We start from the raw sequence: 25,306 nt of genomic DNA, 5'->3' as shown, positions 1-25,306 counted from the left end.
TACAGCATTAAACAAAATTGCGCAACACATGAAAAAAGAACTGATCACAGAACTGCTGCAGAAATTTGAACAGGCAGCCTATGAATTTGAAGGGGTTGAATGCTGGAGTGCCAGAGAATTGCAGAAAACATTTAACTATTCTGAATGGCGGAATTTCTTAAAAGCCATTGAAAAAGCCAAAAAGTCTTGTGAAAATGCCGGAGAGGAGGTTTCAGGCCATTTTGTTGGATTCAACAAAATGGTCCAGTTGGGTAGCGGGTCCCTCCGTGAAATCGATGACATCGCCCTTACGCGGTACGCCTGCTACCTCATAGCACAAAACGGAGATGCTGCGAAAAGTGAAATTGCCTTTGCCCAAACGTATTTTGCTGTTCAGACACGCAGGCAGGAAATTATAGAACAACGCTTACTGGATGTGGCAAGGGTAACTGCCCGGGAAAAGCTAAGTAAATCAGAAAAAAAGCTTTCGGCTATCATTTATGAACGGGGAGTAGATGATAAAGGCTTTGCCCTTATTCGTAGTATGGGAGATAAAGCCCTTTTCGGAGGGTTTTCCACTCATGATATGAAAAGGAAACTGCTGATTCCGGAGAGTAAGCCGTTGGCAGATTTTCTACCTACGCTGACTATTAAAGCCAAAGATTTTGCTACAGAGTTGACCAGCCATAATGTGGTAGAAAAGGAACTGAAGGGACAGGATCCTATAGGGAAAGAGCATGTGGAGAACAATACCGCCGTACGCAAAATGCTGCGGGAGAGAGGGGTCAAACCGGAAAATCTCCCCGCTCAGGAAGATGTAAAGAAAGTTCAACGCAGGCTGGAAAGTGAAGAGAAGAAGGTTAGTAAAATGGCGGAGAAACTGAATAAGAGAAAATAACTCTTCTTTTAGCTCGCCTTCACCCGTAAATTCTCCAGCATCCCTCTTGTCATGGAATCTATATTGTACCAGTAAGCCAGCCCCCAGTCTTTCCGGGCTACGGAGTCATCTATGCTGGCCGGCCAGCTTTCGGCAATGGCCTGGCGGAAGTCAGGTGCGTATGTGATCTCAAAACCGGGGATTTCCTGCCGGATAGCGGCCGCCAGTTGTTTCGGTGTAAAGGACATTCCGCCGAGGTTATAGGAAGTACGCACCGAAAGGGCCTCAGAAGGGGCCTGCATGAGCCGTATGGTGGCCGCAATGGCATCATCCATGTACAGCATAGGCATAGCGGTATTTTCAGCAATGAAGCTGGTATATCGGCCTTCTTCCAGGGCCTTGTGGTAGATCTCCACGGCATAGTCTGTAGTGCCGCCGCCGGCCGGTGCTTTCCAGGAAATGAGGCCGGGGTAGCGGATGCTCCGGATGTCTGCCCCGTAATTCCGGTAGTAATATTCGCACCATTTTTCACCGGCCAGCTTGGTGATACCGTATACAGTGGAAGGATTGAGGGGTACTTCCTGCCCTACATTTTCTTTGGGGATGCCCCGGCCGAACACCGCAATGCTGCTGGGCCAGAAGATCTGGTCAATGATCCGGTCTTTGGCCAGGTTACAGAGAAATAAGAGCGGATCAATATTGAGCCTCCAGGCCAGCGAAGGGTTCTTCTCCGATGTGCCCGATAACAGGGAAGCCAGGTGGTAAACCACCTTTACTTCATGTTTATCAATAATGCTCCGGAAAGCTTCCAGGTCCAGCACATCCAGCTTCTCAAAGGTGAGCGGAACATCAGAGGCTTCGCGTACATCAGACATGATAACCTTGTCTTTCCCGTAGATTTCAGCCAAAGCGGTACTTAGTTCTGTACCGATTTGTCCTAAAGCCCCTGTTATAAGGATTCTTCCCGTAATGGTTTCCATTTGTTCTGAAGTGTATGTATCAATAAGGAGTGTTTAAATTACACCTAATTCTTTTCCTACTTTTTCAAAAGCGGCGATGGCCTTGTCGAGATGCGCCTGTGTGTGGGCGGCCGAAAGTTGCACGCGTATCCGGGCTTTCCCTTTCGGAACCACCGGGTAGAAAAAGCCGATCACGTATACGCCTTCGTCCATCAGCTTTTCTGCCATTTTCTGCGACAGCTTGGCATCGTACAGCATAACCGGTACAATGGCCGCGTCGCCGTCGGGAATATCAAAGCCTTTGGCTTTCATTTCTTTCCGGAAATAGGCGGCATTGTCCATCACTTTATCACGGAGAGAAGTGTCGGCACTGATCATATCCAGTACTTTCAGGGCAGCTCCTACGATTCCCGGCGCTAACGAATTCGAAAAAAGATAAGGCCGTGAACGCTGCCGGAGCAGGTCAATGATCTCTTTTTTACCGGATGTAAAACCGCCTAAGGCTCCGCCCAGGGCTTTGCCGAGGGTAGATGTGATGATGTCTACACGGCCCATTACCGCGTTGGCTTCGTGCGTACCGCGCCCGGTTTTACCGATAAACCCGGTGGCGTGCGAGTCGTCAACCATCACCAGGGCATCGTATTTTTCGGCGAGATCGCATATTCCTTTCAGGTTGGCTACTATGCCGTCCATAGAAAATACGCCGTCGGTTACAATGATCTTAAAGCGCTGTCCTTTTTCAGACGCGGCCTGGAGCTGGGTTTCCAGGTCGGCCATGTCGTTATTACGGTACCGGTACCGGGCTGCCTTACATAACCTCACCCCGTCAATAATAGAGGCATGGTTCAGCTCATCAGAAATAATGGCATCAGCGTCTGTAAAAAGGGGCTCAAATATCCCGCCGTTGGCATCAAATGCAGCGGCATAGAGAATGGTGTCTTCCAGTCCCAGAAACTCCGATAACTTCTTTTCCAGGGCTTTGTGGATGTCCTGGGTGCCGCAGATAAAGCGTACCGACGACATCCCGTACCCGCGGGAATCCATAGTGGCCTGCGAGGCTTTAATGACTTCGGGACGATTGGATAACCCGAGGTAATTATTGGCACAGAAATTCAGTAATTTTTTGCCGTTGGCCTCTATTTCCGCACTTTGAGAAGAGGTGATGATACGTTCGGTCTTGTACAGCCCGTCGTTCTCAATTTCGGCAAGTGTGTTTTGCAGGTGAGTTAAAAATGAAGTACTGATCATTGTTTCCGGTTTTAATGCAAATATAAACAGGTAATAGTATATTCCGGGCGTATAACCGGAATAATTGTTATACGAACAATTTACCAGCCGATGCCGTAATCTTCCCCGTGATTGCTGCTTCCGCCCCAGAAGGAACCGTGTGCCCAGTCGAAGTAAATGGCGTTAATGGGGCCGCTGGTTCTGGGCTGGAAATTCAGGCTGTAGCCTTTCCGTCTCAGCTCGCTCCGGTTCCATTCGGGGGTATCCGTGTTAAGGGTCAAAGCACCCGGCTTTTTCTCGTGGTTGCCGAAAGAGGCCTTCAACTGGAAGGTCTTGAAGCTCGGGGCTTCGGTGGCTTCCTGTACGGTCATGCCGAATTCTACCACGTTCAGGAAGAACTGGAGCAAAAGCTGGTCCTGCTCATCGCCGGCCTGCTTGGCAAAGGCCAGGAACGGTTTCCCGTCTTTCAGGGCCAGGGTGGGGGTCAGTGTTACCCGCGGCCGCTTACCCGGTTCTACCACGTTAAAGGGGTTCTCTTTGGCATCGAGCACAAACGACTGCATACGCTGACTCAGGCCTACACCGGTGTTACCCGCAATGGTAGCAGGCACCCAGCCTCCGCTGGGCGTCATAGACACGATCCAACCCTCCTCGTCTGAAGCGACTACAGAGGTAGTGCCGGCTGTAAAATCTTCCAGGAACTCCTCGGTCAGCTGCTGATCGTGATAGCCCACTTTATTTCCTTGCAACAAAGGCAGGTACGGATTTTTTTCATTCTGGAAAGGGTACGGATCACCGGGGCCCACGTTCGGGTCGTTTTTATCCGGATCAAGGTCTTTCAGGCGCTCTTTGGCATATTCTTTGGATAAAAGTCCTTTCATGGGTTCAGCGGGGGCGAAATAAGGATCGCCGTAATAAAAATCACGGTCGGCAAATGCCCGGTTCATGACCTGGTAAAGGGTATGAATGTACCGCGGGCTGTTATACCCCATGGCTTTAAGATCAAAATTTTCCAGCATGTTGAGGGCCTGCAGCATAGAAGGCCCCTGGGTCCATTGCTGAAGCTTGTAAACGTCTATTCCCCTGTAATTAACACTGAGCGGCTCTTCAAAGATCACTTTCCAGTTGGCCAGGTCTTTTTCGGTGATGAGTCCGCCCTGCTCCTGTGTGCCGCGGGCAATTTCACGGGCTATATCGCCTTTGTAGAACCGGTCATACGCAGCCCGTATGGCCTCTTTCCGTGATTTTCCTTTTTTCAGAGCTTCCTGCTCGGCATCTACCAGCTTTTGCAGGGTGGCCAGCAGATCTTTCTGCACAAAAATCTCGCCGGCTTCCGGAGCCTCTCTTTCTTCCCCTAAGTGGGGCAGGAACACTTTTTTAGAATAGGGCCATTCCTTGATCATCTTCTTATTTTTCTCAATAGAATTGGCTGTCTGGGCTTCAATAGGGTATCCTGCCGCCATGCTCATGGCCGGGGCCAGCACTTCTTTCAGGCTCATGGTACCCCATTCGGCCAGGATTTCCATGAGTCCGCCCGGGGTACCGGGAGTAACGGCGGCCAGAGGGCCGTATTCGGGCGGATAGGCATAGCCTTTTGATTTATAAAATTCAGCTGTGGCACCGGTAGGAGCTACACCGTGGGCATTTACGCCGATAACTTTTTTTGTCCTGGGGTTGTAGATCAAAGCCTGCATTTCACCGCCCCAGCTGAGCACATCCCACATGGTACAGGTGGCGGCCAGCATGGCACAGGAGGCATCGATGGCATTGCCGCCTTTGGCAAATATCATGGCGCCGGCTGTTGCCCCCAAGGGCTTGCCGGTAATGGCCATCCAGTGTTTGCCGTGCAGCGGCGGCTTCTGGGTCTGAACAGGGAATTCATTGAATACCTGGCCCTGCGCCAGGGTAGAACATAGGAGTAGAAGTAGGCCTGTTTTTTTCATAGCTTAGCTTTTATGACCTAAATATAAAGAAATGTTTTGTGACTTCCCGGTATTCCGAACCGGCAAATATTTCATTGGGCGGTAGCTGATTTCCGGTGAAAAAATGGTTTATTTACTCCTGATAGCGTTTGGGGTATGAAAGAAGTGAAAAAAGACGTAAAAATTGCTTTCCGGAAACCGTTTTACCCGGTGTCAGAAGGACTGCGGGATTATCTCGGGAAATACAACCGGCTCACCAAAATTGACCTGGTGTACGATGACCTGCTCCGCTTTACCGACTGGAACGTGGTAGAAGACCTGAAAGGCAAAGATACGCTCTGGCGAAGCGTGTATTATAACCCGACGGACTTTGATGAAATCCGTGAAGGGCTCAAACGCATTTATACCCTGCTGCATTCAGACGGTGACCGGAGTGTGCTGCCCTATCTCAGCGTAGACTCGGTAGATTACTGTACCTTCGGAAATTCCAAACCTTTCCGGGTGCGTGTCCGCAATATCCTGAACGATATTCATACCAACTTTTACATTAAGAAAGTGGATGCATCGCGCATTTACGGCCTGGAGATGGAGGACCTTTTATCGCCCAACCGTGCCAATTACCTGGTATACAAAGATACGCTGATTGAAGAGCATATCTGGGGTATACCCGGCGATGTGTTTATTGAAGATTATCTTCCGCATTGTTCGGAACTGGATAAAACACAGCTTGCCAAAGAGTTTGTGAAGTTCAATGAGCGCTGCCTGACCGGGCTGCTGGGCGACATGCGGTCTTATAATTATGTGGTGGTGCCTACCCACGACTTTGACCGCGTGGTTTACCGTATCCGGCCCATTGATTTTGATCAGCAGTGCTACGAGGGGAACCTCAAGATCTATATGCCCCAGTACTTTAAGGAAAATTTTAAGATGGTTGACCTGGTGATGAATAAGCTGCAATCCAAGTCAATTGAGCAATACCGTACCGAACTGCGGTCGCTCCTGGTGAAGCGGGTAACCAACAGCATCCGGAAGTTTGAATACCTGGTGGCCATTATGCGCAAGGATTTCCTGGCCCCGCATGAAAATGTGGTTCAGCTACGCACAGCTCTTCAGAAGCTTACCTACAATTCCCAGTTCAGGCATTGTGAAACCATGGGTGACATTGTACATACAGGCATCAGCTTTATTGTAAAAAATTACAAACGCCCCGACTGAGCCACTGCCCAAACAAAAAAACGAAATTGCAAAAAAGTCCTCTCAGCTGATCCTGCTCCAGCTAAGGCTCTTGTCTTTGATTTTAGAAAGGTGCATTTTTATAGGCAGGTGTTCGGCAAACTCCAGGCCGGGGTCTTTGTGCAGGATATCGAAGGCTTCTTCCCGCGCAATCCGCAGGATCTCCTCGTCGCGGGCCAGGTTGGCAATCTTCAGGTCTACCAGCCCGCTCTGCTGCGTGCCGGCCAGGTCGCCGGGCCCCCGAAGCTCAAGGTCTATTTTGGAAATGTAAAAGCCGTTTTCCGATTCCACCATGGTCTCCATACGTTTCCGGGTGTCTTTAGATAGCTCGTAGCCGGTCATGAGAATACAATACGACTGCTCTGCCCCGCGACCTACCCGGCCGCGCAGCTGGTGCAGCTGCGACAACCCGAAGCGATGGGCGCTTTCAATGACCATAACACTGGCATTGGGCACATCTACGCCTACTTCAATAACGGTAGTGGCTACCATGATCTGCGTTTCGCCCTTTTTGAAGCGCTGCATCTCATAGTCTTTATCTTTGGGCTTCATTTTACCGTGCACGATGCTCACGGCATATTCAGGAAAGGCCGCCCGGATATTTTCGTAGCCGTCAAACAGGTTTTTCAGATCCAGCTTTTCCGATTCTTCAATAAGAGGGAAAACCACGTATATCTGCCGGCCTTTGGCCAGCTCTTCCCGCATAAATCCCCAAACTGCCAGGCGGTTGGCCTCATACCGGTGCACGGTTTTGATGGGTTTCCTGCCGGGGGGCAGCTCATCGATCTCCGAGATATCGAGGTCTCCGAAGAGTGTCATGGCCAGTGTGCGGGGGATCGGCGTGGCGGTCATCACCAGCATATGGGGGTAAGTACGGGTGTTCTTTTCCCAGAGCCTGGCCCGCTGGGCTACGCCGAAACGGTGCTGCTCATCAATAATGCAGATGCCCAGGTTGTGAAACTGCACTACGTCTTCCAGCACGGCGTGCGTGCCTACCAGGATATGCAGGCTGCCGTTCAGCAGGCCCTCGTGAATTTCCTTTCTTTCTTTCTTTCCTGAAGAGCCGGTCAGCAAACGGATATTCAGATGAAGAAGGTCACAGTATTTCCGGAGGTTGGTGTAATGTTGCTGTGCCAGGATCTCGGTAGGAGCCATCATACAGCCCTGGGCTCCGCCGTCAATGGCCATGAGCATGGTGATAAAGGCTACAATGGTTTTGCCGCTGCCCACATCGCCCTGCACGAGGCGGTTCATCTGCTTGCCCGACTTCATGTCGTCAAAAACCTCCCGGATGACCCGTTTCTGAGCGCCCGTCAGGTCAAACGGCAGGTGATCTTTATAGAAAGTGGTCAGTAGTGAGGTTTTGTTAAAAATCTGCCCGGCAAACTCGTTTTTTCGTACAAGCGACAGGGAGATCAGCTTCAGCTGGTTATAAAACAGCTCCTCGAACTTCAGCCTTCGCTGCGCCTGGTTCTGCTCCTGGAGGTTACCGGGCAGATGCAGGTATTGGTAGGCGGTCTTTTTGGAAATAAGCCGGTACCGGGTCAGGATACTTTCCGGGAGGGTCTCATGAATATACGGTTCCACCTGCGGAAGGAGGGTTCGTATCCACCCGGTAAAGCTCTTGCTCTCTATAAATTTTTTGCGGAGCTTTTCGGTGAGCGAATAGATCGGCTGGAAGTAGCCGGGGAGGGGCTTATCCGACTGGTACAATTCTATTTCCGGGTGCTGAATGGTGAATATCCCGCCAAACAGGGCCGGTTTACCGTAAACAATATAATTGGAGTGGATTTTCAGGAATTTCTGGAAGTAACCGATGCTCTGGAACCACACCAGCTCCATAGAGGCGGTACCGTCTGAAAAAGTAGCCACGAGGCGCTGCTTCCCTTTGCCCTTCACAAGCTCTACACCCGTGATCCGGCCCAGGATCTGGGCAGAAGGCATTTGCTCATTGAGTTCCGATATCCGGGAAAACCGGGTACGGTCTTCGTACCGGAAAGGATAATGCTCCAGCAAGTCGCCGAAAGTAAATATACCCAGCTCTTTGTTCAAAAGCTCGGCCCGGGCGGTGCCCATTCCCTTCAGAAACTCAATTCTGGTGTCAAAAACAGATGCCATCAGGCAAATTTAAGTAAAAAACGCGATTCTCTTCCGAAGGAGATTCCCGAACCGGGCCCGGATGAGCGGTTAATGTGGATGTACCTGGGCTTTGTTCCAACTGTTTTGAGGCAACCTCATTTACAGGCTTTGCATGTACGACTGCAGAATAATGACTGCGCTGATCTTATCGGTATTGCCCTTGTTCTGCCGGTCTTTTTTCCGCACACCGGAGGCGATCATGCTGGCTTGTGCCATTTTTGAAGTAAAACGTTCGTCTACATAGCGGACCGGGATATCCGGGAAGGCCTGTTCCAGCTCCTGCCCGAATGCCCGTACCATGGCTGTGGTAGGGGTATCTTCATTTTTAAGACTGACCGGAAGGCCCAGAACCCAGGTTTCTACCGGCTCGCGGAGAACGTAATTCCCGAGATAAGGGATAAGCTCCCCGCTTTTTACCGTTTCAAGCGCGGTAGCTATGATCTTCAGCGGATCAGTAACGGCCAGTCCTGTGCGGACTTTCCCGTAATCAATGGCCAGTATTCGTCCCATGCTATCCTGCTATTATCGTTGAAAAATCCTTTAACCGGGTTTCGGTCATATTCATCACCTCTTCGGGCGTTACGGCATCTACCCGGGTGCTCATATTTTCGTAAAAGTCTGCGGGCAGCGATTCATAGTACAGGGCCTTGTGCTTGTCCATGATATCAAAGAGGGTATTGGTTCCGCTCAGGATATTCCCTTTGATATAGTTTTTGACGGTGGTAAGCTCTTCTGCGCCAACCGGCACCGTACGCAGGGTCTCTTTCTCTGCCTCAATAGCGGCCAGGGCCTCGTTCAGCTTTTCTTTGTTAAGTTCGGCCCGGATACTGAAAACGCCGTCAGGACCATTAGCGACCAGGGAGGAAGAGATGCCGTAGGTGAGCCCTTTTTCTTCCCGGATATTCTTCATCAGCCGGCTGCCGAAATAGCCGCCGAAAAGGGTATTGGTGACCAGGAACCTGAAAAAATCAGGATGTGCCCGGTTAAAGAGGCGCTTGCCGATGATCAGGCTGCTTTGCACCGCATTTTCTGTTTCAACCCGTACGTCAGAGGCAGGCTGTTTTCCCGGGAATACAGGTTCTGCGGGCTTTACACCCGAGCCGTTTTGTTCTGCAAAGCTTTTGAGAACAACCAGGTCATGGTCTGTAAAGCAGCCGCTCAGGCAGATGTCGAAAGGACTCGCCGAAAAAGTTTCGGCATGAAACTTCTGCAGGCTGCTCCGGTTGACCCTGAGCAGGTTTTCCGGTTCAGGGGTTTGTCCTAAGAGGCTCTTTTCCCCGTAGATCGCTTTCTTAAAAGCCTTATTGGCCTGAAAAGCGGGCTTCAGGCATTCTACCTGGAAGTTTTGCAAAGCCTGCGACCGCTGAATGTCGATTTCAGATTCGGGAAATACGGGTTGGAACAGCACATCGGCCAGAAGCGGGAGGTAGGCCGTGAAATACCGGCTTAAGCCGTGAAGGGTTACGGTGGTGCGGTGAATGCCCATACTGATGTCGAGAAAGCCACCCAGGCTTTCAAAAGCTTCGGCAACCTCGTAAGCGGTACGTTCAGCTGTGCCCAGGGCCATCAGGCGGGGCATGAAATGCCCTGTCTCCGTATCGGGAGCATGCAACAGGCCAAAGGGAAAAATAAATTCAAGCCGGAAAACCTCCAGGGTGTCCGATTTCAGCATAAACACCCGGCTGTTCCCCGGCAGGGAATCGATGAGTAGCGGTTCCAGTGAAATCCTGAAGTCGGTTGTATAGGCAGGTGCAACAGTTCGGAATGACATAGATAAAGGGGAATAAAAAAAGCCTTATCGCAAGATAAGGCTTTTTTTATAATAAGTCTTACTTATTAGTTAACAGCAGCTTTAGCTGAATCTACAGTAGCAGTAGCAGCAGAGTCAAGAACAGCAGCAGCAGAATCAACAGCAGCAGCAGCTTCTTCTACAGTAGCAGTTGCTTCTTCTTCAGCAGTTTCAGCAGTTTTAGTACAAGCTGTAAAAGCTACCATAGTAGCAACGAATAATAGACCAAATACTTTTTTCATTTTTAGAGATTGTTTTTGTTAAACACTGAGCAAATTTAAGAGTTTTTTAAGAATTAAAGCAAGTATTCTTAAAAAAAACTTAAAGATTTTTGTTCGATTCTTAGAAAAATTAAATCAAAGCTCTAAAAAGTGCCATAAAACAGACTAGGTTTCAGAAAAAGGCTTAAGATTATCTAAGGCCACCTGCTCAGAACAATCCCCGGAATAAGCCCGGAGCTGCTCCCAGAACCAGGGTCAGGAAAGTCAGGCTGTAAAGTACGATCTTCTGCCAGGTTCCGACTTCTACAGGCGTTTCATCACCGGCAGACCGGAAAGAGGCCACTACCGGGCGGAGGTAGTAATACAGCGATATAGCCGACATCACTACGGCCAGCACCAGAACCCAGAGGTAACCACCGCGGATGGCATCGGTGAATACAAAGAATTTTCCCCAGAAGCCCGAGGTAGGAGGTATCCCGGAAAGCGAAAGCATGGAAATGAATAACACCACGGCCAGGCCCGGGTTTCTTTTGAAGAGCCCGTTGAAGACTTCTACGTTCTCGTTGGGGCGGCCGTCTTTCAGGCTATTGCGCGAAACAACGATCAGCACGCCCAGGGCAGAAATGGTAGCCAGCACATAGCTGGCCGAGTAGAAGGCCAGGTTGGTAAAGGTACGGGCAGTAATGCCTGTTAAGGCCATCAGCATAAAGCCGGCATGTGAAATACTGGAATAGGCAATGATCCGCTTGAAATTATCCTGCACCACGGCCGTGATATTACCGATCACCAGGCTGAGCGTAACGGCCACCAGGATGATCTTCACCCAGAAAACATACTCCAGGGAGAAACCTGCCACCATCAGCCGGTAAAGCGAGAAGATAACCGCGGTTTTCACAATGGTGGCCATAAAAGCCGTAAAGAGTGTAGGGGCTCCCTGGTACACGTCGGCTGTCCAGAAGTGGAACGGCGCTCCGGAAATCTTAAAGAGAAGCCCGATCAGCATAAATACGATACCTACATAAAAGAAGATTTTTGAAGGCAGGGCTGCACCGCCCAGTACAGTACCAGCGCTGATATCAAAAGAACCGGTGGCTCCGTAAACCAGGGCTACACCAAACAGCAGGATACCCGTAGAGAATGAACCCATCAGGAAATACTTCAGGGCCGCCTCGTTTCCGCGAAGATTGGTTTTGTCGCTTCCGGTCAATACATACAGGGCAATAGATAAGATCTCCAGTCCCAGGAAAAGCATCAGCAGGTTATTGAAAGAAGCCATGATCAGCGCTCCCACCACACTGAACTGCATGAGGGCATAGTACTCAGCCGGGTGCGCATTTTCATCTTCAAACAGCCCGGAGCTCAGTAAAACCAGGAACAGGGCCGAAAGAATGATCAGCGATCCTACAATGATGATGGAATTGTTCACATCAATCATATTGTTGAAATAGGAGCCCGGAGCATTCCAGTCAGCAAAATTACTGATCAGCCCTATCACCAGGAAAATCGCGGTGGCGGGCAGAATAGTTTTGGATCTGGGGTTATTCAGCCCGAAAAACAGTGTAAGTAAACCCGTAAATGATAATACGATAATTGGATACATATCGGATGACTTATTTGATCAGTGGAAGTGTATCGGCCAGGTAGCTGCTCAGGTCAAGCAGGCAGTTGGGGAACACTCCGGTGATGATGATAACTATAGCAATGGGAACCAGGACAACAAGCTCATTCAGGCCGATATCCCGGATATTCTCCGTAAACGGGGTAGCAGGACCAAACATGGTTTTCTGATACAGTCTCAGTAAATATACGGCTGCCAGGATAATGCTGCTGATGGCAATTATTCCCAGGATATGCTGATAATCAAAAACCGCCCGGAGCATCAGGAATTCCCCCACAAAACCGTTGGTAAGGGGCAAGCCTACGCTGCCCAGCAGTACGATCAGGAAAAGTACGGCCAGCCGGGGAGCCCGGAGCGCCATACCGCCCAGGTCAACCAGTGAGCGGCTTCCGGTTTTGTCGTGGATGATCTTGGCCACATAAAACAGGCCTACCGCACTGAAGCCGTGGGCTACCATCTGGAAAACAGACCCCTGTATGCCGGATGGCGACAGGGTAAGCGCCGCCGCTGCCATTAAACCGATATGCGCAAACGAAGAATAAGCGATCAGGCGTTTGATATGAAACTGCTGAATGGCAATTACCGATCCGTAAATAAGCCCCACAACGGCAAAATAGATCACCAGCCCGGAAAAGTCGGTGATGCCTGCCGGGCTCAGCGGCACCAGTATCCGGAGAATTCCGTATATCCCCATTTTTGACAGCAGGCCCGACAGCAGCATAGTAGCCGGAGTAGGCGATTTGCTGTAGGCGTCAGGTAACCAGCCGTGAAACGGGAACAGGGGCGATTTAATGGCAAATGCGATTAGCAGGCCCCAGAAAAGCAGGTGATTCAGACCCGGTCTCAAACCGGCCGGTACTTTGGCCAGCTCGGCAAGATCTGAAGTCTGGGCAAACAGGTACAGTACCACAAAAGCTACCAGCATGAGCAAGCTGCCCAGTACCGTATAGATAAACATTTTGAGCGTGATGCGACTGATTCCTCTTCCGCCCCAGAGATTGGCCATCAGGTAAACCGGCACCAGGGCCATTTCAAAGAAGAAGTAGAAAAGAAACGCATCTTTGGCAGTAAATACCCCTATGAGGGCGGCTTCTGTAACCAGGATCAGGCCCAGAAAACGCGAAATATTGTCGTAATTGAGGTCTTTGGTGGCCAGCAGGATGAGTCCGGATATCACCACGGCCAGGCCGGTCATCAGGAGGGAGAGCCCGTCAACACCCAGGTGAAAACCCACCCGGAAATCACTTATCCAGTTCCAGGAATAATCCAGGGCTGCGGCATCCTGACGGAAAACCGACACCATATAGATAAAGAGTGCCAGTTGTACCAGGCTTACCAGGACAGTCACCGTTTTGGCCAGGCCGGTACTTTTATTCCAGAGAAGGAATACGCCGGAGATTAAAGGCAGTAAGAATAGTATAAATGTTAACATGGGTTATTTACTGATAGATTTTAGAGAAGTCCAGACTTCCGTACCAACACTAAATCCAAGAAACAGGATCACACCAAGAGTAATGAACCAGATGTAGGTTCCGATATGCCCGGTTTGTAATTTTCTCAATATGCCGCCGGTTCCGGTCACACCGTCACTGACTCCCCTGATCAGTCCGCCGATCACCCGGTTATCCAAAGCACCGTACAGCCAGGAAGAAACGCGCATCATTGGGCGAACAAAGAGGGTATTGTACAGCTCATCAATATAGAATTTGTTATAGATGAGCTTCCGGATGCCCGTAACCTTCTCATCGGCTTCCGGAACGTGAGCTCCTTTACCGTATACCGTGTAGGAAAAGAAGATGGCAACGGCTGCCACCGCCACAGAAATCCCCATCAGCATCCATTCGGTGCTGTGGCTCAGGTGCACGTGACCGAAGGCCTGGTTCACCGCCCGGGAGCCTTCGTACAGGGGACTGAGAAACTCGTCAAGATAATGCGGGGCATGAAAAACAGCCGGCATGCCGATAAACCCGCCCAGCACCGATAAGCCCGCCAGAACCATAAGCGGGATGGTCATGCTGGAAGGCGACTCATGCAGGTGATGCTCCTGTTCCTGCGTACCTCTGAATTTGCCTGTAAAGGTGACAAAAAACAACCGGAACATATAGAAAGCCGTCAGGAAGGAACCGGCCACGGCCAGTACCCACATCAGCTTATTGTGCTCAAACGTATGGGCCAGAATCTCATCTTTGGAAAAGAAACCGGCAAAAGGCGGTATACCGCTGATGGCGATGGTACCGATCAGGAAGGTAACAGCGGTAACTTTGATTTTACCCCAGAGGCCTCCCATATTCCGGATGTCCTGGTCGTTACTCATGGCATGGATCACGCTACCCGCGCCCAGGAAGAGCAGGGCCTTAAAAAAGGCATGGGTGATCACATGAAACAGGCCCGAGCTGTAAGCCATAACCCCCAGGCCAATAAACATATAACCAAGCTGGCTGACGGTAGAGTAGGCCAGCACTTTCTTGATGTCGTTCTGGAAGAGGCCGATCACGGCACCCAGTAGGGCCGTAGCCAGCCCTATCCATGCCACCACTTCAAGGGTAAACGGAGAAAGCGTATAAAGTACATTCGACCGTACAATCATGTAAATTCCCGAAGTCACCATCGTGGCCGCGTGAATCAGCGCCGAAACGGGGGTCGGACCCGCCATGGCGTCGGGCAGCCAGGTAAACAGCGGAATCTGAGCCGATTTTCCCATAGCTCCCACAAAGAGGGCCAGGGTAATGGCGGTGATCAGCGTATCTCCCACGGTAAACGACTGGGCCCTGCTGAAAACCTCGCCGTATTCTACCGTACCAAATGTGCTGATGATCAGGAATATGCCGATCAGGAAGCCCATGTCTCCCACCCGGTTCATAATAAATGCCTTGCGGGCGGCGTCAGCATAGCCGGTATTTTTGTACCAGAAGCCGATCAGCAGGTAGGAACACAAGCCCACGCCTTCCCAGCCAATGAACATCATGAGGTAATTGCCTCCCAGCACCAGGATGATCATGGAAAAGAGAAACAGGTTCAGGTAAGCAAAGAACTTCCCGAAACCCGGATCATGACTCATGTAACCGGCAGAATAACCGTGAATGAGCGTACCCACCCCGGTGATCACAAACAGCATAATCAGCGAAAGCTGATCAATCTGAAACGTAAAGCCAATGTTCAGGCTGCCTACGGTGATCCAGTCGAACAGCTTCACAATGACCGGGTCGCCGTTAAACTGCAGGTAGGTGAAAAGAACACAAAGAAAGGATAGGAACGAAGCCCCGGTGCCGATAACCGGTACCAGCCCTTTCGGAATATTCCGGAAGCCCAGGCCGTTGATCAGGAACCCTGCAAAAGGGATCAGCGGGATTAGCGTAATCAGTAATGATAAGGTCATAATACAAATGCGTTAGCCTCTTAATTTATTGAACAAGCCGATGTCTATGGTACGGATATTCCGGTAAATCATCACAATAATGGCCAGGCCTACAGCCACTTCGGCAGCCGCTACCGCCATGATGAAAAAAACGAATATCTGGCCGTGAGAGTCGGACATATACGCTGAAAACCCGATAAGAAGAAGGTTTACGGCGTTAAGCATGAGCTCCACTGACATCAGGATAATAATGGCGTTTCTGCGAACCAGCACCCCTACCACACCAATGGTAAAAAGAATAGTGGCCAACTGCACAATATTGATGAGCGGAATTTGCCGGAAGATCTCCGGAATGTTTTGAAAACTGCCTTCGAACATAGTGTATTTTGTAAAGATTAGCTTACAAATCAGCTTGCAAAAATAGTATTTTACTTTTTCATTTTCAACTTAATTTCCGTCAGCTTTCGCTTGGTATCCAGCGGAAATTCAGAGTTCATCATCCAGTCGTAATACTGGGGTTCACGCTGCAATACGTCTTCTACTTTTCGGCCTGAGTTTTTTCCGAAATTGAAGACCACTTCGCCGTTTTTGTTCAGGGTCATGCGCTGCGCAAAGTCAACCAGGGTGTTAGAGGTCAGCTTATGCAGCTCATCCATGTCATTTTTGACCGGCTCGTATTCATTGCCTGCATCATCTTTAATGGTAACCCCTTCGTATCTTTCTACCTGGGCGCAGAGCACTTCCATCGTGGCCAGGGTATCGGCCTCGGCGCTGTGCGCATTTTCCAGGGTTTTGTTGCAGTAAAATTTGTAGGCGGCAGAAAGGGTGCGGGGCTCCATGAGGTGAAAAACCCGTTGCACATCAATCAGCTTCCGGTTTTTAATATCAAACAGCGACGCATCAATTCTCAGGAACTCTTCTACCAGCATCGGTATGTCGAAACGGTTGCTGTTAAACCCGGCCAGGTCACAGCCTTCCAGGAACTGGGCCAGCGAACGGGCCAGCTGCCTGAAGGTGGGCTCATTGGCCACATCCTCATCATAAATCCCGTGAATAAGGCTGGATTCCAAAGGTATGGGAATGGTGGGATTTACTTTCTTGGTCCGGGTTTCCACGGTTCCGTCCAGGTTCGCTTTGGCAATGGAAATCTCCACGATCCTGTCACGGGTGATATTGATACCGGTGGTTTCCAGGTCAATAAAAGCCAGAGGTTTCTTTAGTTTCAGGGTATGATGCGTCATTAAAAATAATAGTTCTTAAGCAGAAACAAAAATACAGAATCATTTCGTTTATAGCCCATTTATACGAGATATTAGCCATAGAGATTTGCATAATTTCTTTTTAAGGGTCTAAATATGAGTACTATAAGGCTTATTTTTATTTATTACGAATAAGCCCTGCGGCCCGAAGCCGCTCCCCGGCTCATATAATGATCCGGAACGTTGACCCTTTGCCGGGTTCTGAATGGTAAACGTAGAGTTTGCCGTCGTGGTAGGTTTCTATGATGCGCCGGGCCAGCGTAAGGCCCAGCCCCCAGCCCCGTTTTTTGGTGGAGTAACCTGCATTGAATATGTTCCGTTGTACGGTCAGGCTCATTCCTTTCCCGGTATCGCTGATATCGATACAGATTTTTTTATTGGGCAGCCTGTTCAGGATTATGCGCAGCTCACCTACCCCGGCCATGGCATCTACCGCGTTTTTACAGATGTTTTCCACCACCCATTCAATGAGGTTCCGGTTCACATCCCGGTAATAAGGTTCGGTAAGGTTGTTGGTGACCGTCCACTGGATCTTCGTGGATATCCTTTTTTTAAGATACTCTGCCGTGGTCTCTATCAGGTCACCTATATTTTCCGAGCGCTTGGTCGGCACTGAACCGATGTTGGAGAACCGGGCGGTGATGGTTTCAAGGCGGTGTACGTCTTTCATCATCTCGTCGCCGATGTTATGATCAAAATCCGGGTAGGTTTTCAGCACTTCGATCCAGCCCATGAGGCCGGAGATGGGAGTACCCAGCTGGTGGGCCGTTTCTTTGGCAAGGCCCACCCATACCCGGTTCTGCTCGGCCCTTCGCGAGGAAGAGTAGGAGATATAGGCCAGTCCGCCGAAAATAAACAGGGTACTCAGGATGATATACGGAAAGAACCGCAGGGTTTTGAGCGTAGACGAGTTGGCATAATACACAAAGTCCTGTTCTCCGCCCACATGATACGGGATAGGCTCATTCTGAGCCTTCATTTCCACAATTTTTTCTTCCAGGAACCTGACCTTCTCTTCGTCCGTCCACGACCTGTGGGGATCTTCCAGCTCGGGAATGTTCACATACCGGTTCGGAATTCCGCCCATGGATAAAATAACCGGTACAGTAGTATTGGCCTGGATCACCTCGGCAATAAAGGTGTAATCGCAGTCTTCGCCGCTTTGCTCGATCAGGAACGCCATGGCTTTGGCATACAGGTCTACGTACGATTTCTCCCGTTCTTCCAGTGCTTTACTGATCTGGTTAAAATAGAACAGCACTCCCATCACAAACAAGAGGAGCACCGACAGGACAATTAACCTGCGGGTAGACAGGTTTTTGTATACATCAAAGAATATCTGTTTCTGCTTCATTCGGAAAGAAGGTTAACCGGGTTATTTATTAAACGCACAGCAGACCGCTTCTTATACAAAGCCGCCCGTTTCAGTGTCCGGTCACTAAAGATAAACGGTCTTAAAACCGGTATACCAGCGCATTGCAGTGCATGCCGGCCCCCACCGAGGCAAAAACTACCGTCATGCCCGGGGTTATACGGTACCCTTCCAGCTTTTCTTTCAGAATGAGGTCAAGCATGGTAGGTACGGTGGCTACCGAGGTGTTGCCGGTAAACTGAATGGTCACCGGTATCTTCCCGTCAAACGAAAGCCCTTCGAGCTGATACATCTGGGCCAGATTATTGGCAAAAGCATGCAGCATTTTGGCATTCGCCTGGTGGAAAAGGAACAGGTCTACATCCGAGGCATCAAGGCCGGCTTTGTCAAGGGCTTTTTTAATCACCTGCGGTACCCATACGGTAGCGTATTTATAAACGTCTTTGCCATTCATTTTAAACAGGGTAGGGTCGGTCCACTCCCTGTTGTACGAACGGTCCAGGTAAATGCAGGAAATATCGTCAAGGGCATGCGAAAAGGTGGCATAGGAAATCACCCCTTCTTCTTCCCGGTCAGTGGTGCTCACCATAGCGGCGCCGCAACCGTCGGCCAGGATCATGGAGTCGAGGTCAAACGGGTCCAGCAGCCGCGAGGCTACCTCTATGCCTACCACCAGCACATTCGTGGCATCACCGGTCTGCAGGGCCTGGTGCGCCTGGATGATCCCCTGTATCCAGCCGGGGCACCCGAAAAGTATATCATAGGCAAAACACGCGTGGTTGGTAATGCCGAGGCGGTGTTTCAGCAGGGCGGCCATATTGGGCACGGTATGAAAACCCTGCCTGCCCTCCAGCATATTGCCGGCATTATGCGCTACAATGATACCGTCTATCTGGTTGCGGTCCTGCCCCCACGAGGCGATCGTGTTTTCACAGGCTTCGGCCATAAGCGGAACGGAGTCACCCTCATCCGGGATATATCCTCTTTCCCGGATCCCGGTGATCTGCTCCAGCTTTGCTACGATCTCCTCTACCGGCTTGGTCATGGGTGAGCCGTCTTCGTTCAGAAAGGTACGGTTAAGAAAATAACTGTTCGGTATTCTTCTTTCAGGCATTGCGGAGCCTGTGGCCACAATAGACGTTTTCAAATTCTTTGAAGTAATTGGTAGGCAAAAATAAATATATTTTGCTGACTGTAAAATAAATAAGCAGAAGAGGCGGTTGCCTTACTCATTCAGCAGGGCGGTCAGCACCGAAAGAGCGCCGTCTATCCGGGCCGGAGTTTTCAGGCTGCTACCCGGATCTTTGAGGTTATATGCCGGCAAAATATGCCGGTGGGCAGCAAAATATTGCCGGTTTAGCTGCAGCCAGCGCTGCTTCAGCGTATCGGCCAGATCAATTCTTCCGGCTTTACGGAGCGCCAGGATGGTCAGGTAATTCATTTCTGCCGAACCATAATCTCCGGCCAGATCGTCTTTCACCCCGTTTCCTGTCAGGAAATCCCGTTCTATCTTCCGGACCACCGCCGTTGCCTGCTCCGGGCTGCTCAGCCCCGTCAGCAAAGGGAAAACCGCCGCCAGTGTTTCTGCTTCAGAGGGCTTGCCGGCAACAAAATCGTAATCGTAATAATACCCTTTTTCTGGGCTGTACAGGTACCGGTCGTACTGGTCTTTCCTGATCTCGCCCAGTGTTTTAAAGCTGGCAGCGTATTCCGGCCGTTTTTTGGCGGTGAAAGATGCTGACAGCATCTGCTCAAAGTGGTATAAGGCGGCATTGAGGTCAACCGGTATAAACCGGGTGGGATCCTGCTTATCGCCGGCTCTGAACCGCGAAGAGCCTTCCCATTCGGTACTCTTCAGGAGGGAGATATACCGGTTCGGTTTTCCTTCAGCGTAAAACCGGTTGAGGGTTTTGCCCCCTTTCAGCACCACTACTGATTTATAAGCGCCGGTTTCGGGCATTTCCTTATGATCTGCGGCCATGTAGGCCTGGTAGTCACGGGTCATCAGGTTACCGTACCAGGGCAACAGGCCCGGCTGGTTTTCTGCTGCGGCTTCGGCCGTCAGTGAAAGCAGGGGAAAGCCCGAGAAGCCCAGGTAATACGAGCGGTTTCCGTACGGTACATACCCGTAGTCCTGGATAAACTGGAAGGCATTGGTGGCTATACCGGTGGCCAGGGAGTCTTCTTTCAGGCTCTGAAAGGCTTTTACGGCAAAGAAGCTCCGGTAATAGTTGTATTCCGGGAACATCCCGCCGCCCGAGAGGTACCGCATACGGGTAGGGATCAGCGAGCCGCCGTCGTCTTTGGGCCGGGTAAGCAGGCTGCGGAAGGTTTGGGCTACATAGACCTCGAACGGGTCATCAGAAACCGGGTAGGCGACCGAATAATCCGGAACGGTAAAGTATTCTGCTATAAATTTCTGCAGGTCAAATCCCGGCTCTTTCCGGGCTTCCCGGTAAAACTGCAGCAGCTTTTCGGCTTTGCCTGCGGGGGCGGCATCCCAGAATTCTTTCGGGTTGGCGAAAAGGCCGGCTGCAGTCACATCGTGGTACAATTCTCCCCAGAGCATTTCCGGGTCACGGTATTCTTTGGTGGTAACAGGGCTGCAGGAAAAGGCTATCCATACGATAATTCCCGCAAGAAAACGGTTAAAATGCATGTTAATGGTCTTTTTGAATCGCTGATTTTTTCTTTTCCCAGGGGGGCGTGGTGTGCCGGGCCATATCGATCAGGAGAAGGATGACGATCAGTAAAAAAACAATAAAGACAATTCTGAAAATCCGGTTATTTTTCAAGTTAAATCCAGCTTATCAATTCTTTTTACAAAATGGCCCAGCTTATGCGATATTTCGTTCCATTCCAGGTCTTCAAACTGCAGGTGAATCACCGTAGCCTTTTTCATGGAGCCGCCGGTATCGTCGCCGGTCAGGTAATCCACAAAATAGGTAACGTCAGGGTTATGCCCTACAATCATGGCGCTGTTTGTTCCCGCCGGGATACGGTTGAGCACTTCCAGGTACCCGCGCGGGCCGCTGCCGTAGAGGGCATCACAGATTTCGATCTTTTCGGTGTCGAACCGGAGCTGCTCTGCCATGTAGGTAGCCGTAGAAAGCGCACGGGCTGCCCCGCTCGAGTAAATGGCCTCTATGCCGGGGAAGTACTCCGAAAGGTACCTGCCTGCTTTGGCGGCTTCCATGACTCCTTTCGAAATCAGTTCCCGGTCAAAATCGCGTACTACCCTGAGGTTCCCGATGTCTTCTGCCGTGGCATGCCGTACGATGAAAAGATCTTTTTTCATTTTTGTCCTGTAAGTATAAATTCCCGTTCCCGGAAATGCCTCATTTCGGTGCCTGCCTGCGCACAATACGGTTCAGCAGGCCGGGGAAAAACCGCTTCAGGTATACGCCCATCACTTCTTTTCCGCCGATATAGATTTCGTTCCGGTTCCGGCTGATGCCCCGGAGGATCTGCTCCGCGCATATTTCCGGTGCCACTCCGCCCTTCTGGTTCTCGTCCATTTTGCCGTGCTTGCCGCCGTCAGCTGCAAAGGCATTAATGGAGATGTCGGTCCTGATATAACCCGGGCATACAATCAGTACCTGTATGTTATGATGAAATACCTCTGAACGCAGCGCGTCAAAGAAGCCGTGAAGTGCATGCTTGGAGCCGCAGTATCCTGCCCGCATGGGAGAGCCCAGCTTGCCCGATATGCTGCTGGTCACCAGCAGGTGGCCGGAGTTCTGCCTGATCATCACCGGTAGTACAGCCTTAGTGAGGGCTACTACCGACAGGTAATTCAGGTTCATCAGGCGCTCAAAAACCTCAAACCGGGTGTCCAGCACACTCGAGCGCTGTGAAACCCCCGCATTATTGAACAGGATATCGATTCGGCCGAATTTCTGCAGCACGGCATCTACCGCCGGTTGTATCTCCGCAGGATTTTCCATGTTGAGCGGCAGCACAAGCACCTCCTCATCGGCAAGGCCCGTGGCTTTTTTCACCCGTTCCAGTTCTTCTTTTCTCCGGGCGGAGAGCACCAGCCGGGCTCCTTTTCGGGCCGCCGCCAAAGCGGTGGCCTCTCCGATACCCGAAGATGCGCCCGTGATCCAGAAAACGGCTCCCTTTATCTCACTCATACGTATGATATGCTCCTTTTGATGCAAAGGTAGAATAAAAGTGTGTATCTGAAAAGAATACGGTTCCCGACTTCGCTCAAACTGACAGATGCGGTTGCCACTTGTCAGTTTGAGCGAAGTCGGGAACCGGAATTTACCGGTTGAGCTGTCTCAACCGTAGCCGCCCCTGAATTTATACGAGCTCGAAACTTTGTCAATAGCCAGGATATACGCGGCCAGGCGCAATGAAACCTTGTATTTCTCTGAAGTTTCATATACGTTGTTGAAGGCATCTTTCATGACCCTGTCGCTCCGCCGGTTGATCCGGTCAAGCGGCCATTTGTACCCCATACGGTTTTGTACCCATTCAAAATACGATACGGTCACCCCGCCGGCGTTGGCCAGGATATCGGGCACTACCATAATGCCTTTGTCGTTGATAATGTCGTCAGCGGTGGCAGATGTAGGCCCGTTGGCCCCTTCCACGATCAGCTTGGCCTGGATACGGCCCGCATTGTGCTTGGTGATCACATCTTCTTTGGCGGCAGGCACCAGCAGGTCTACCGGTAAGAAGAGCAGCTCTTCCGCTTCTATCTTTTCGGCACCCGTAAAGCCTTCCAGTATACCTTTGTTGTTGTTCCGGTATTCAATGGCCTTTTCCAGGTCAATGCCCTTATCGTTATAGTAAGCGCCTGAAACGTCACTGATACCGGTTACGGTCACGCCTCTTTCTTTGAGTAAAAGCGCAGCGTTAGACCCTACATTACCAAAGCCCTGCACGGCGGCAGTAGCCCGGTAGGGGTTAAGCTTCAGCTTTTCCATAGCTGAAATGGCCGATACGGTCACGCCTCTTCCCGTGGCTTCCGTGCGGCCAAGGGACCCGCCCAGCACCAATGGCTTGCCGGTCACTACGGCCTGGGTGGTCATTCCTTTGGCTTTCGAGTATTCGTCCATCAGCCAGGCCATCTCTCTCGGGCCTGTGCCCATATCGGGTGCCGGAATGTCTTTGTCCGGACCAAAAATATCCATCATCCCCAGGGTATATGCCCGTATCAGGCGCTCTATTTCCCCGGCCGACATCTCACGGGGGTTACAGGCAATACCGCCCTTGGCCCCGCCGTAAGGAATATCCACCACGGCACACTTCCAGGTCATCCAGGCAGCCAGGGCCCTTACCTCGTCAAGGGTCACGCCCGGATCCAGCCGTACCCCGCCTTTCCCGGGACCGAGAATGGTAGAGTGAATGACGCGATACCCTTCAAAAACTTTTATTTTCCCGTTGTCCATGGTCACGGGCAGACCCACAATTACCTGACGGGCCGGAACCTTCAGAATATCATACATTTCATCAGGCAGGCCAAGAATGCGGATAGCGGCATTAAACCTTGACATCATAGAATCCAGCGGATTCTCTGCAGCCGGGACAGGAGCCGGTTCTGTATAACTCATTGAAGACTATATTTTTTCCTGCAAACATACACAATTTAATCACTCTTGCAAACATGCTATTTTTTCTAAAAAAAATACTATTGCCAAAAGCGCAATTCCCAGGTTTTTATTCCGTGGTTTCAGGTATGGAGCAAATGAAAGTGTGGTTTTCTCCTAAAAGTTGAAAAATAATTTTTTAAGGCTATATAGCCGCTCAGCGGAGGGCGTAGATGCAGCCGTCGGCGCTGCCGAAAAACAGGGTGCCGTCAGCTATCCACACCGTAGAGAGAATGCTGCCCATTTTCAGGAAATCGGTATATATGCGGGTAAAGTCATCTTTGTATTCTTCTTCCAGGCCGGTGCGCAGTTTTCCCGTTTCATCAAAAAAGTGCGGACGGTACTTCCGGCTTCCTTCCGTTTGAAAAATAACGGTAGATTTTCCTGACGTTATGTCTACCCGGTAGACCCGGCCATCCATAGAACCTACGTACGCAAAATTACCCAGTACGGAAGCACCTGAAAATACATTCAGCGGCACGGGAGCCTCAAACAGGCTCTTTCCTGATTCCGCGTCCAGGCCTGACACAAGATGGGCATCTGACATCGTTACCAGCAATTTGCCGTCGGCCAGGGCCGGTACGCTGGTCCAGCTGCCCTGCTGGTGGTATACCCAATACCCGGCACCGTCTTTGGCGTTCAGGGCATATACGTTGAAGTCGCGGCTGCAGAAATACACCGTGTTATTGGCTACGGTAGCATGAAACTGGATTTCTCCCCGGGGGAAATACCGTTCTCCTACGGTTTTGAACTTCCAGCGCAGGCGGCCGTCGGTTTCAAGACAATAAAAATAGCCGTCGAAGCTGCCGGCAAATACCGCTCCGTCAGCCACCACCGGTGAAGCATGTACGATGCCCCCGGTTTCAAACTTCCATTGCAGCTTCCCGGTTTGCCGGTCAAGGGCATAGAGGTAGCCGTCGCCACTTCCGAAATATACCTTATCCCCGTATACGGTGGGAGATGACTGGTGGTAATCCCAGGTGTCGTAAAAGCGCTCGCCGGCCGTTTCAAACGTCCACAGGAGGCGTCCGCTGGTAGCGTCAAGCGCATAGAAAATCCCGTCAGTAGCAGAGAAGTAAACGATGTTTTCGGCTACGGCGGCTGAAGAGCGGATCTCGCCGCCTGTCTTGAATTTCCACAGGGTCCGGCCGTTGTCTTTGGCCAGGGCATACATTACGCTGTCGCATGAGCCTGTAAACAGGCGGTCGCGGTACCCTACGGGAGAAGCCAGTACAAGGCCGCCCGTCTTTATTTTCCATTTCAGCCGGGGGGACTGCGCTACGGCAGCAGAAGAGAAATAACCCGATCTCTCCGGGGTAGCGCCCAATTGCTGGGCACAGGCATATTTCAGGGTTAGAACAGACAGTCCTCCTGTCAAAAGGAACCTGCAGAGGTGACGAATACCGGGTATCATTTACAAACGGATTTAACGGAAGTTTACAGAGCCGGGGGCCAATATAGTCAGGAACCGGGAATGCTGCAACATCCCGGCCATTATCCGTTGCCGTTTATTTCTCGTATAATATGCTCTACACTGCTTTCGTCGCAGTTGTAAAACCAGATATTCTGCGGCTGAAGGCTTAAAACCGGGGCAAATTTGCAGCGGTCGGTACATTCTATCCGGAAAATCTCCACATCAGCCCGTACCCGGTCCCGGATTTCATTTTTCAGGTACTTTCTGAAATCTTTGTGCCTGCCGCATTTGCTCCCGTTACACACAAAGACCGATATATCGGGGAACTCCGGTTTTTTCATC

At 50.8% G+C, this 25,306-nt stretch carries 23 protein-coding genes; 2 read left to right on the top strand and 21 right to left on the bottom strand.

Annotation, left to right across the window (positions count from 1 at the left end; genetic code table 11):
* Positions 1 to 28: 28 nt before the first annotated feature.
* Positions 29 to 877, top strand: coding sequence for a DNA damage-inducible protein D (dinD, locus tag AB2U10_RS16765; protein ID WP_367916000.1), 849 nt, complete (start codon positions 29 to 31; stop codon positions 875 to 877).
* A gap of 8 nt (positions 878 to 885) precedes the next feature.
* Here the strand turns inward: dinD and AB2U10_RS16760 are convergent, their stop codons facing one another.
* The 3 genes from AB2U10_RS16760 to AB2U10_RS16750 form a co-directional block, all read right to left on the bottom strand.
* Positions 886 to 1,836: an NAD-dependent epimerase/dehydratase family protein gene (locus tag AB2U10_RS16760; protein ID WP_367915999.1), complete on the bottom strand. Its 951-nt coding sequence runs from the start codon at positions 1,834 to 1,836 to the stop codon at positions 886 to 888.
* 33 nt (positions 1,837 to 1,869) lie between these two features.
* Positions 1,870 to 3,063, bottom strand: coding sequence for a glycine C-acetyltransferase (gene kbl, locus AB2U10_RS16755; RefSeq protein WP_367915998.1), 1,194 nt, complete (start codon positions 3,061 to 3,063; stop codon positions 1,870 to 1,872).
* 80 nt (positions 3,064 to 3,143) lie between these two features.
* The gene (locus AB2U10_RS16750; RefSeq protein ID WP_367915997.1) at positions 3,144 to 4,985 is read right to left on the bottom strand and encodes a gamma-glutamyltransferase family protein; all 1,842 of its coding nucleotides are present in this window, start codon (positions 4,983 to 4,985) and stop codon (positions 3,144 to 3,146) included.
* A gap of 135 nt (positions 4,986 to 5,120) precedes the next feature.
* Here AB2U10_RS16750 and AB2U10_RS16745 point away from each other — a divergent pair, with 135 nt between their 5' ends.
* Positions 5,121 to 6,179 (top strand): hypothetical protein, encoded by a 1,059-nt coding sequence (locus tag AB2U10_RS16745; RefSeq protein ID WP_367915996.1) that lies wholly within the window; start codon positions 5,121 to 5,123, stop codon positions 6,177 to 6,179.
* A gap of 42 nt (positions 6,180 to 6,221) precedes the next feature.
* Here the strand turns inward: AB2U10_RS16745 and recG are convergent, their stop codons facing one another.
* From recG to AB2U10_RS16655, 18 genes are all read right to left on the bottom strand, one after another.
* Complete coding sequence (gene recG, locus AB2U10_RS16740; protein WP_367915995.1) at positions 6,222 to 8,315, bottom strand: ATP-dependent DNA helicase RecG; 2,094 nt, start codon at positions 8,313 to 8,315, stop codon at positions 6,222 to 6,224.
* Between the two features lie 120 nt (positions 8,316 to 8,435).
* Positions 8,436 to 8,846: a Holliday junction resolvase RuvX gene (ruvX, locus tag AB2U10_RS16735; protein ID WP_367915994.1), complete on the bottom strand. Its 411-nt coding sequence runs from the start codon at positions 8,844 to 8,846 to the stop codon at positions 8,436 to 8,438.
* Position 8,847: 1 nt separating this feature from the next.
* Positions 8,848 to 10,107 carry a M16 family metallopeptidase gene (locus tag AB2U10_RS16730; RefSeq protein WP_367915993.1) on the bottom strand — a complete coding sequence of 420 codons (1,260 nt, stop codon included), beginning with the start codon at positions 10,105 to 10,107 and terminating at the stop codon, positions 8,848 to 8,850.
* Between the two features lie 65 nt (positions 10,108 to 10,172).
* Positions 10,173 to 10,367 (bottom strand): hypothetical protein, encoded by a 195-nt coding sequence (locus AB2U10_RS16725; protein WP_367915992.1) that lies wholly within the window; start codon positions 10,365 to 10,367, stop codon positions 10,173 to 10,175.
* Between the two features lie 187 nt (positions 10,368 to 10,554).
* Complete coding sequence (locus tag AB2U10_RS16720; RefSeq protein WP_367915991.1) at positions 10,555 to 11,946, bottom strand: NADH-quinone oxidoreductase subunit N; 1,392 nt, start codon at positions 11,944 to 11,946, stop codon at positions 10,555 to 10,557.
* Between the two features lie 10 nt (positions 11,947 to 11,956).
* Positions 11,957 to 13,396 (bottom strand): complex I subunit 4 family protein, encoded by a 1,440-nt coding sequence (locus AB2U10_RS16715; protein ID WP_367915990.1) that lies wholly within the window; start codon positions 13,394 to 13,396, stop codon positions 11,957 to 11,959.
* A 3-nt stretch (positions 13,397 to 13,399) separates the two neighbouring features.
* Complete coding sequence (nuoL, locus tag AB2U10_RS16710; RefSeq protein ID WP_367915989.1) at positions 13,400 to 15,340, bottom strand: NADH-quinone oxidoreductase subunit L; 1,941 nt, start codon at positions 15,338 to 15,340, stop codon at positions 13,400 to 13,402.
* 12 nt (positions 15,341 to 15,352) lie between these two features.
* Positions 15,353 to 15,697, bottom strand: a complete 345-nt coding sequence (nuoK, locus tag AB2U10_RS16705; protein WP_367915988.1) for an NADH-quinone oxidoreductase subunit NuoK — start codon at positions 15,695 to 15,697, stop codon at positions 15,353 to 15,355.
* A 50-nt stretch (positions 15,698 to 15,747) separates the two neighbouring features.
* Positions 15,748 to 16,560 carry an exonuclease domain-containing protein gene (locus tag AB2U10_RS16700; protein WP_367915987.1) on the bottom strand — a complete coding sequence of 271 codons (813 nt, stop codon included), beginning with the start codon at positions 16,558 to 16,560 and terminating at the stop codon, positions 15,748 to 15,750.
* A gap of 181 nt (positions 16,561 to 16,741) precedes the next feature.
* A complete protein-coding gene (locus AB2U10_RS16695; RefSeq protein WP_367915986.1) occupies positions 16,742 to 17,932 on the bottom strand; it encodes an ATP-binding protein in 1,191 nt (396 codons plus the stop codon).
* A 100-nt stretch (positions 17,933 to 18,032) separates the two neighbouring features.
* Positions 18,033 to 19,097 (bottom strand): 3-oxoacyl-ACP synthase III family protein, encoded by a 1,065-nt coding sequence (locus tag AB2U10_RS16690; protein WP_367915985.1) that lies wholly within the window; start codon positions 19,095 to 19,097, stop codon positions 18,033 to 18,035.
* A gap of 78 nt (positions 19,098 to 19,175) precedes the next feature.
* A complete protein-coding gene (locus AB2U10_RS16685) occupies positions 19,176 to 20,609 on the bottom strand; it encodes a trehalase family glycosidase (protein ID WP_367915984.1) in 1,434 nt (477 codons plus the stop codon).
* 1 nt (position 20,610) lies between these two features.
* Positions 20,611 to 20,745 carry a hypothetical protein gene (locus AB2U10_RS16680; protein ID WP_493820718.1) on the bottom strand — a complete coding sequence of 45 codons (135 nt, stop codon included), beginning with the start codon at positions 20,743 to 20,745 and terminating at the stop codon, positions 20,611 to 20,613.
* Complete coding sequence (locus tag AB2U10_RS16675) at positions 20,742 to 21,248, bottom strand: SixA phosphatase family protein (protein ID WP_367915983.1); 507 nt, start codon at positions 21,246 to 21,248, stop codon at positions 20,742 to 20,744. The genes AB2U10_RS16680 and AB2U10_RS16675 overlap by 4 nt, the downstream gene beginning before the upstream one ends.
* Before the next feature lie 40 nt (positions 21,249 to 21,288).
* Entirely contained in the window at positions 21,289 to 22,086 is a 798-nt protein-coding gene (locus AB2U10_RS16670; protein WP_367915982.1) for an SDR family oxidoreductase, read from the bottom strand.
* Positions 22,087 to 22,236: 150 nt separating this feature from the next.
* Positions 22,237 to 23,514 carry a Glu/Leu/Phe/Val family dehydrogenase gene (locus AB2U10_RS16665; protein WP_367915981.1) on the bottom strand — a complete coding sequence of 426 codons (1,278 nt, stop codon included), beginning with the start codon at positions 23,512 to 23,514 and terminating at the stop codon, positions 22,237 to 22,239.
* A gap of 193 nt (positions 23,515 to 23,707) precedes the next feature.
* Positions 23,708 to 24,964 carry an outer membrane protein assembly factor BamB family protein gene (locus AB2U10_RS16660; RefSeq protein ID WP_367915980.1) on the bottom strand — a complete coding sequence of 419 codons (1,257 nt, stop codon included), beginning with the start codon at positions 24,962 to 24,964 and terminating at the stop codon, positions 23,708 to 23,710.
* A gap of 80 nt (positions 24,965 to 25,044) precedes the next feature.
* The gene (locus tag AB2U10_RS16655; RefSeq protein WP_367915979.1) at positions 25,045 to 25,305 is read right to left on the bottom strand and encodes a (2Fe-2S) ferredoxin domain-containing protein; all 261 of its coding nucleotides are present in this window, start codon (positions 25,303 to 25,305) and stop codon (positions 25,045 to 25,047) included.
* Position 25,306 lies beyond the last annotated feature (1 nt).

Source organism: Leadbetterella sp. DM7, assembly GCF_040829825.2.
GTDB lineage: Bacteria > Bacteroidota > Bacteroidia > Cytophagales > Spirosomataceae > Leadbetterella.
This window is presented reverse-complemented; position numbering and strand designations above follow the sequence as displayed.

Coding starts and splice junctions, on each gene's coding strand:
- dinD (WP_367916000.1), top strand. CDS start 29: ATGAAAAAAGAACTGATCACAGAACTGCTGCAGAAATTTGAACAGGCA.
- AB2U10_RS16760 (WP_367915999.1), bottom strand. CDS start 1,836: ATGGAAACCATTACGGGAAGAATCCTTATAACAGGGGCTTTAGGACAA.
- kbl (WP_367915998.1), bottom strand. CDS start 3,063: ATGATCAGTACTTCATTTTTAACTCACCTGCAAAACACACTTGCCGAA.
- AB2U10_RS16750 (WP_367915997.1), bottom strand. CDS start 4,985: ATGAAAAAAACAGGCCTACTTCTACTCCTATGTTCTACCCTGGCGCAG.
- AB2U10_RS16745 (WP_367915996.1), top strand. CDS start 5,121: ATGAAAGAAGTGAAAAAAGACGTAAAAATTGCTTTCCGGAAACCGTTT.
- recG (WP_367915995.1), bottom strand. CDS start 8,315: ATGGCATCTGTTTTTGACACCAGAATTGAGTTTCTGAAGGGAATGGGC.
- ruvX (WP_367915994.1), bottom strand. CDS start 8,846: ATGGGACGAATACTGGCCATTGATTACGGGAAAGTCCGCACAGGACTG.
- AB2U10_RS16730 (WP_367915993.1), bottom strand. CDS start 10,107: ATGTCATTCCGAACTGTTGCACCTGCCTATACAACCGACTTCAGGATT.
- AB2U10_RS16725 (WP_367915992.1), bottom strand. CDS start 10,367: ATGAAAAAAGTATTTGGTCTATTATTCGTTGCTACTATGGTAGCTTTT.
- AB2U10_RS16720 (WP_367915991.1), bottom strand. CDS start 11,946: ATGTATCCAATTATCGTATTATCATTTACGGGTTTACTTACACTGTTT.
- AB2U10_RS16715 (WP_367915990.1), bottom strand. CDS start 13,396: ATGTTAACATTTATACTATTCTTACTGCCTTTAATCTCCGGCGTATTC.
- nuoL (WP_367915989.1), bottom strand. CDS start 15,340: ATGACCTTATCATTACTGATTACGCTAATCCCGCTGATCCCTTTTGCA.
- nuoK (WP_367915988.1), bottom strand. CDS start 15,697: ATGTTCGAAGGCAGTTTTCAAAACATTCCGGAGATCTTCCGGCAAATT.
- AB2U10_RS16700 (WP_367915987.1), bottom strand. CDS start 16,560: ATGACGCATCATACCCTGAAACTAAAGAAACCTCTGGCTTTTATTGAC.
- AB2U10_RS16695 (WP_367915986.1), bottom strand. CDS start 17,932: ATGAAGCAGAAACAGATATTCTTTGATGTATACAAAAACCTGTCTACC.
- AB2U10_RS16685 (WP_367915984.1), bottom strand. CDS start 20,609: ATGCATTTTAACCGTTTTCTTGCGGGAATTATCGTATGGATAGCCTTT.
- AB2U10_RS16675 (WP_367915983.1), bottom strand. CDS start 21,248: ATGAAAAAAGATCTTTTCATCGTACGGCATGCCACGGCAGAAGACATC.
- AB2U10_RS16670 (WP_367915982.1), bottom strand. CDS start 22,086: ATGAGTGAGATAAAGGGAGCCGTTTTCTGGATCACGGGCGCATCTTCG.
- AB2U10_RS16665 (WP_367915981.1), bottom strand. CDS start 23,514: ATGAGTTATACAGAACCGGCTCCTGTCCCGGCTGCAGAGAATCCGCTG.
- AB2U10_RS16660 (WP_367915980.1), bottom strand. CDS start 24,964: ATGATACCCGGTATTCGTCACCTCTGCAGGTTCCTTTTGACAGGAGGA.
- AB2U10_RS16655 (WP_367915979.1), bottom strand. CDS start 25,305: ATGAAAAAACCGGAGTTCCCCGATATATCGGTCTTTGTGTGTAACGGG.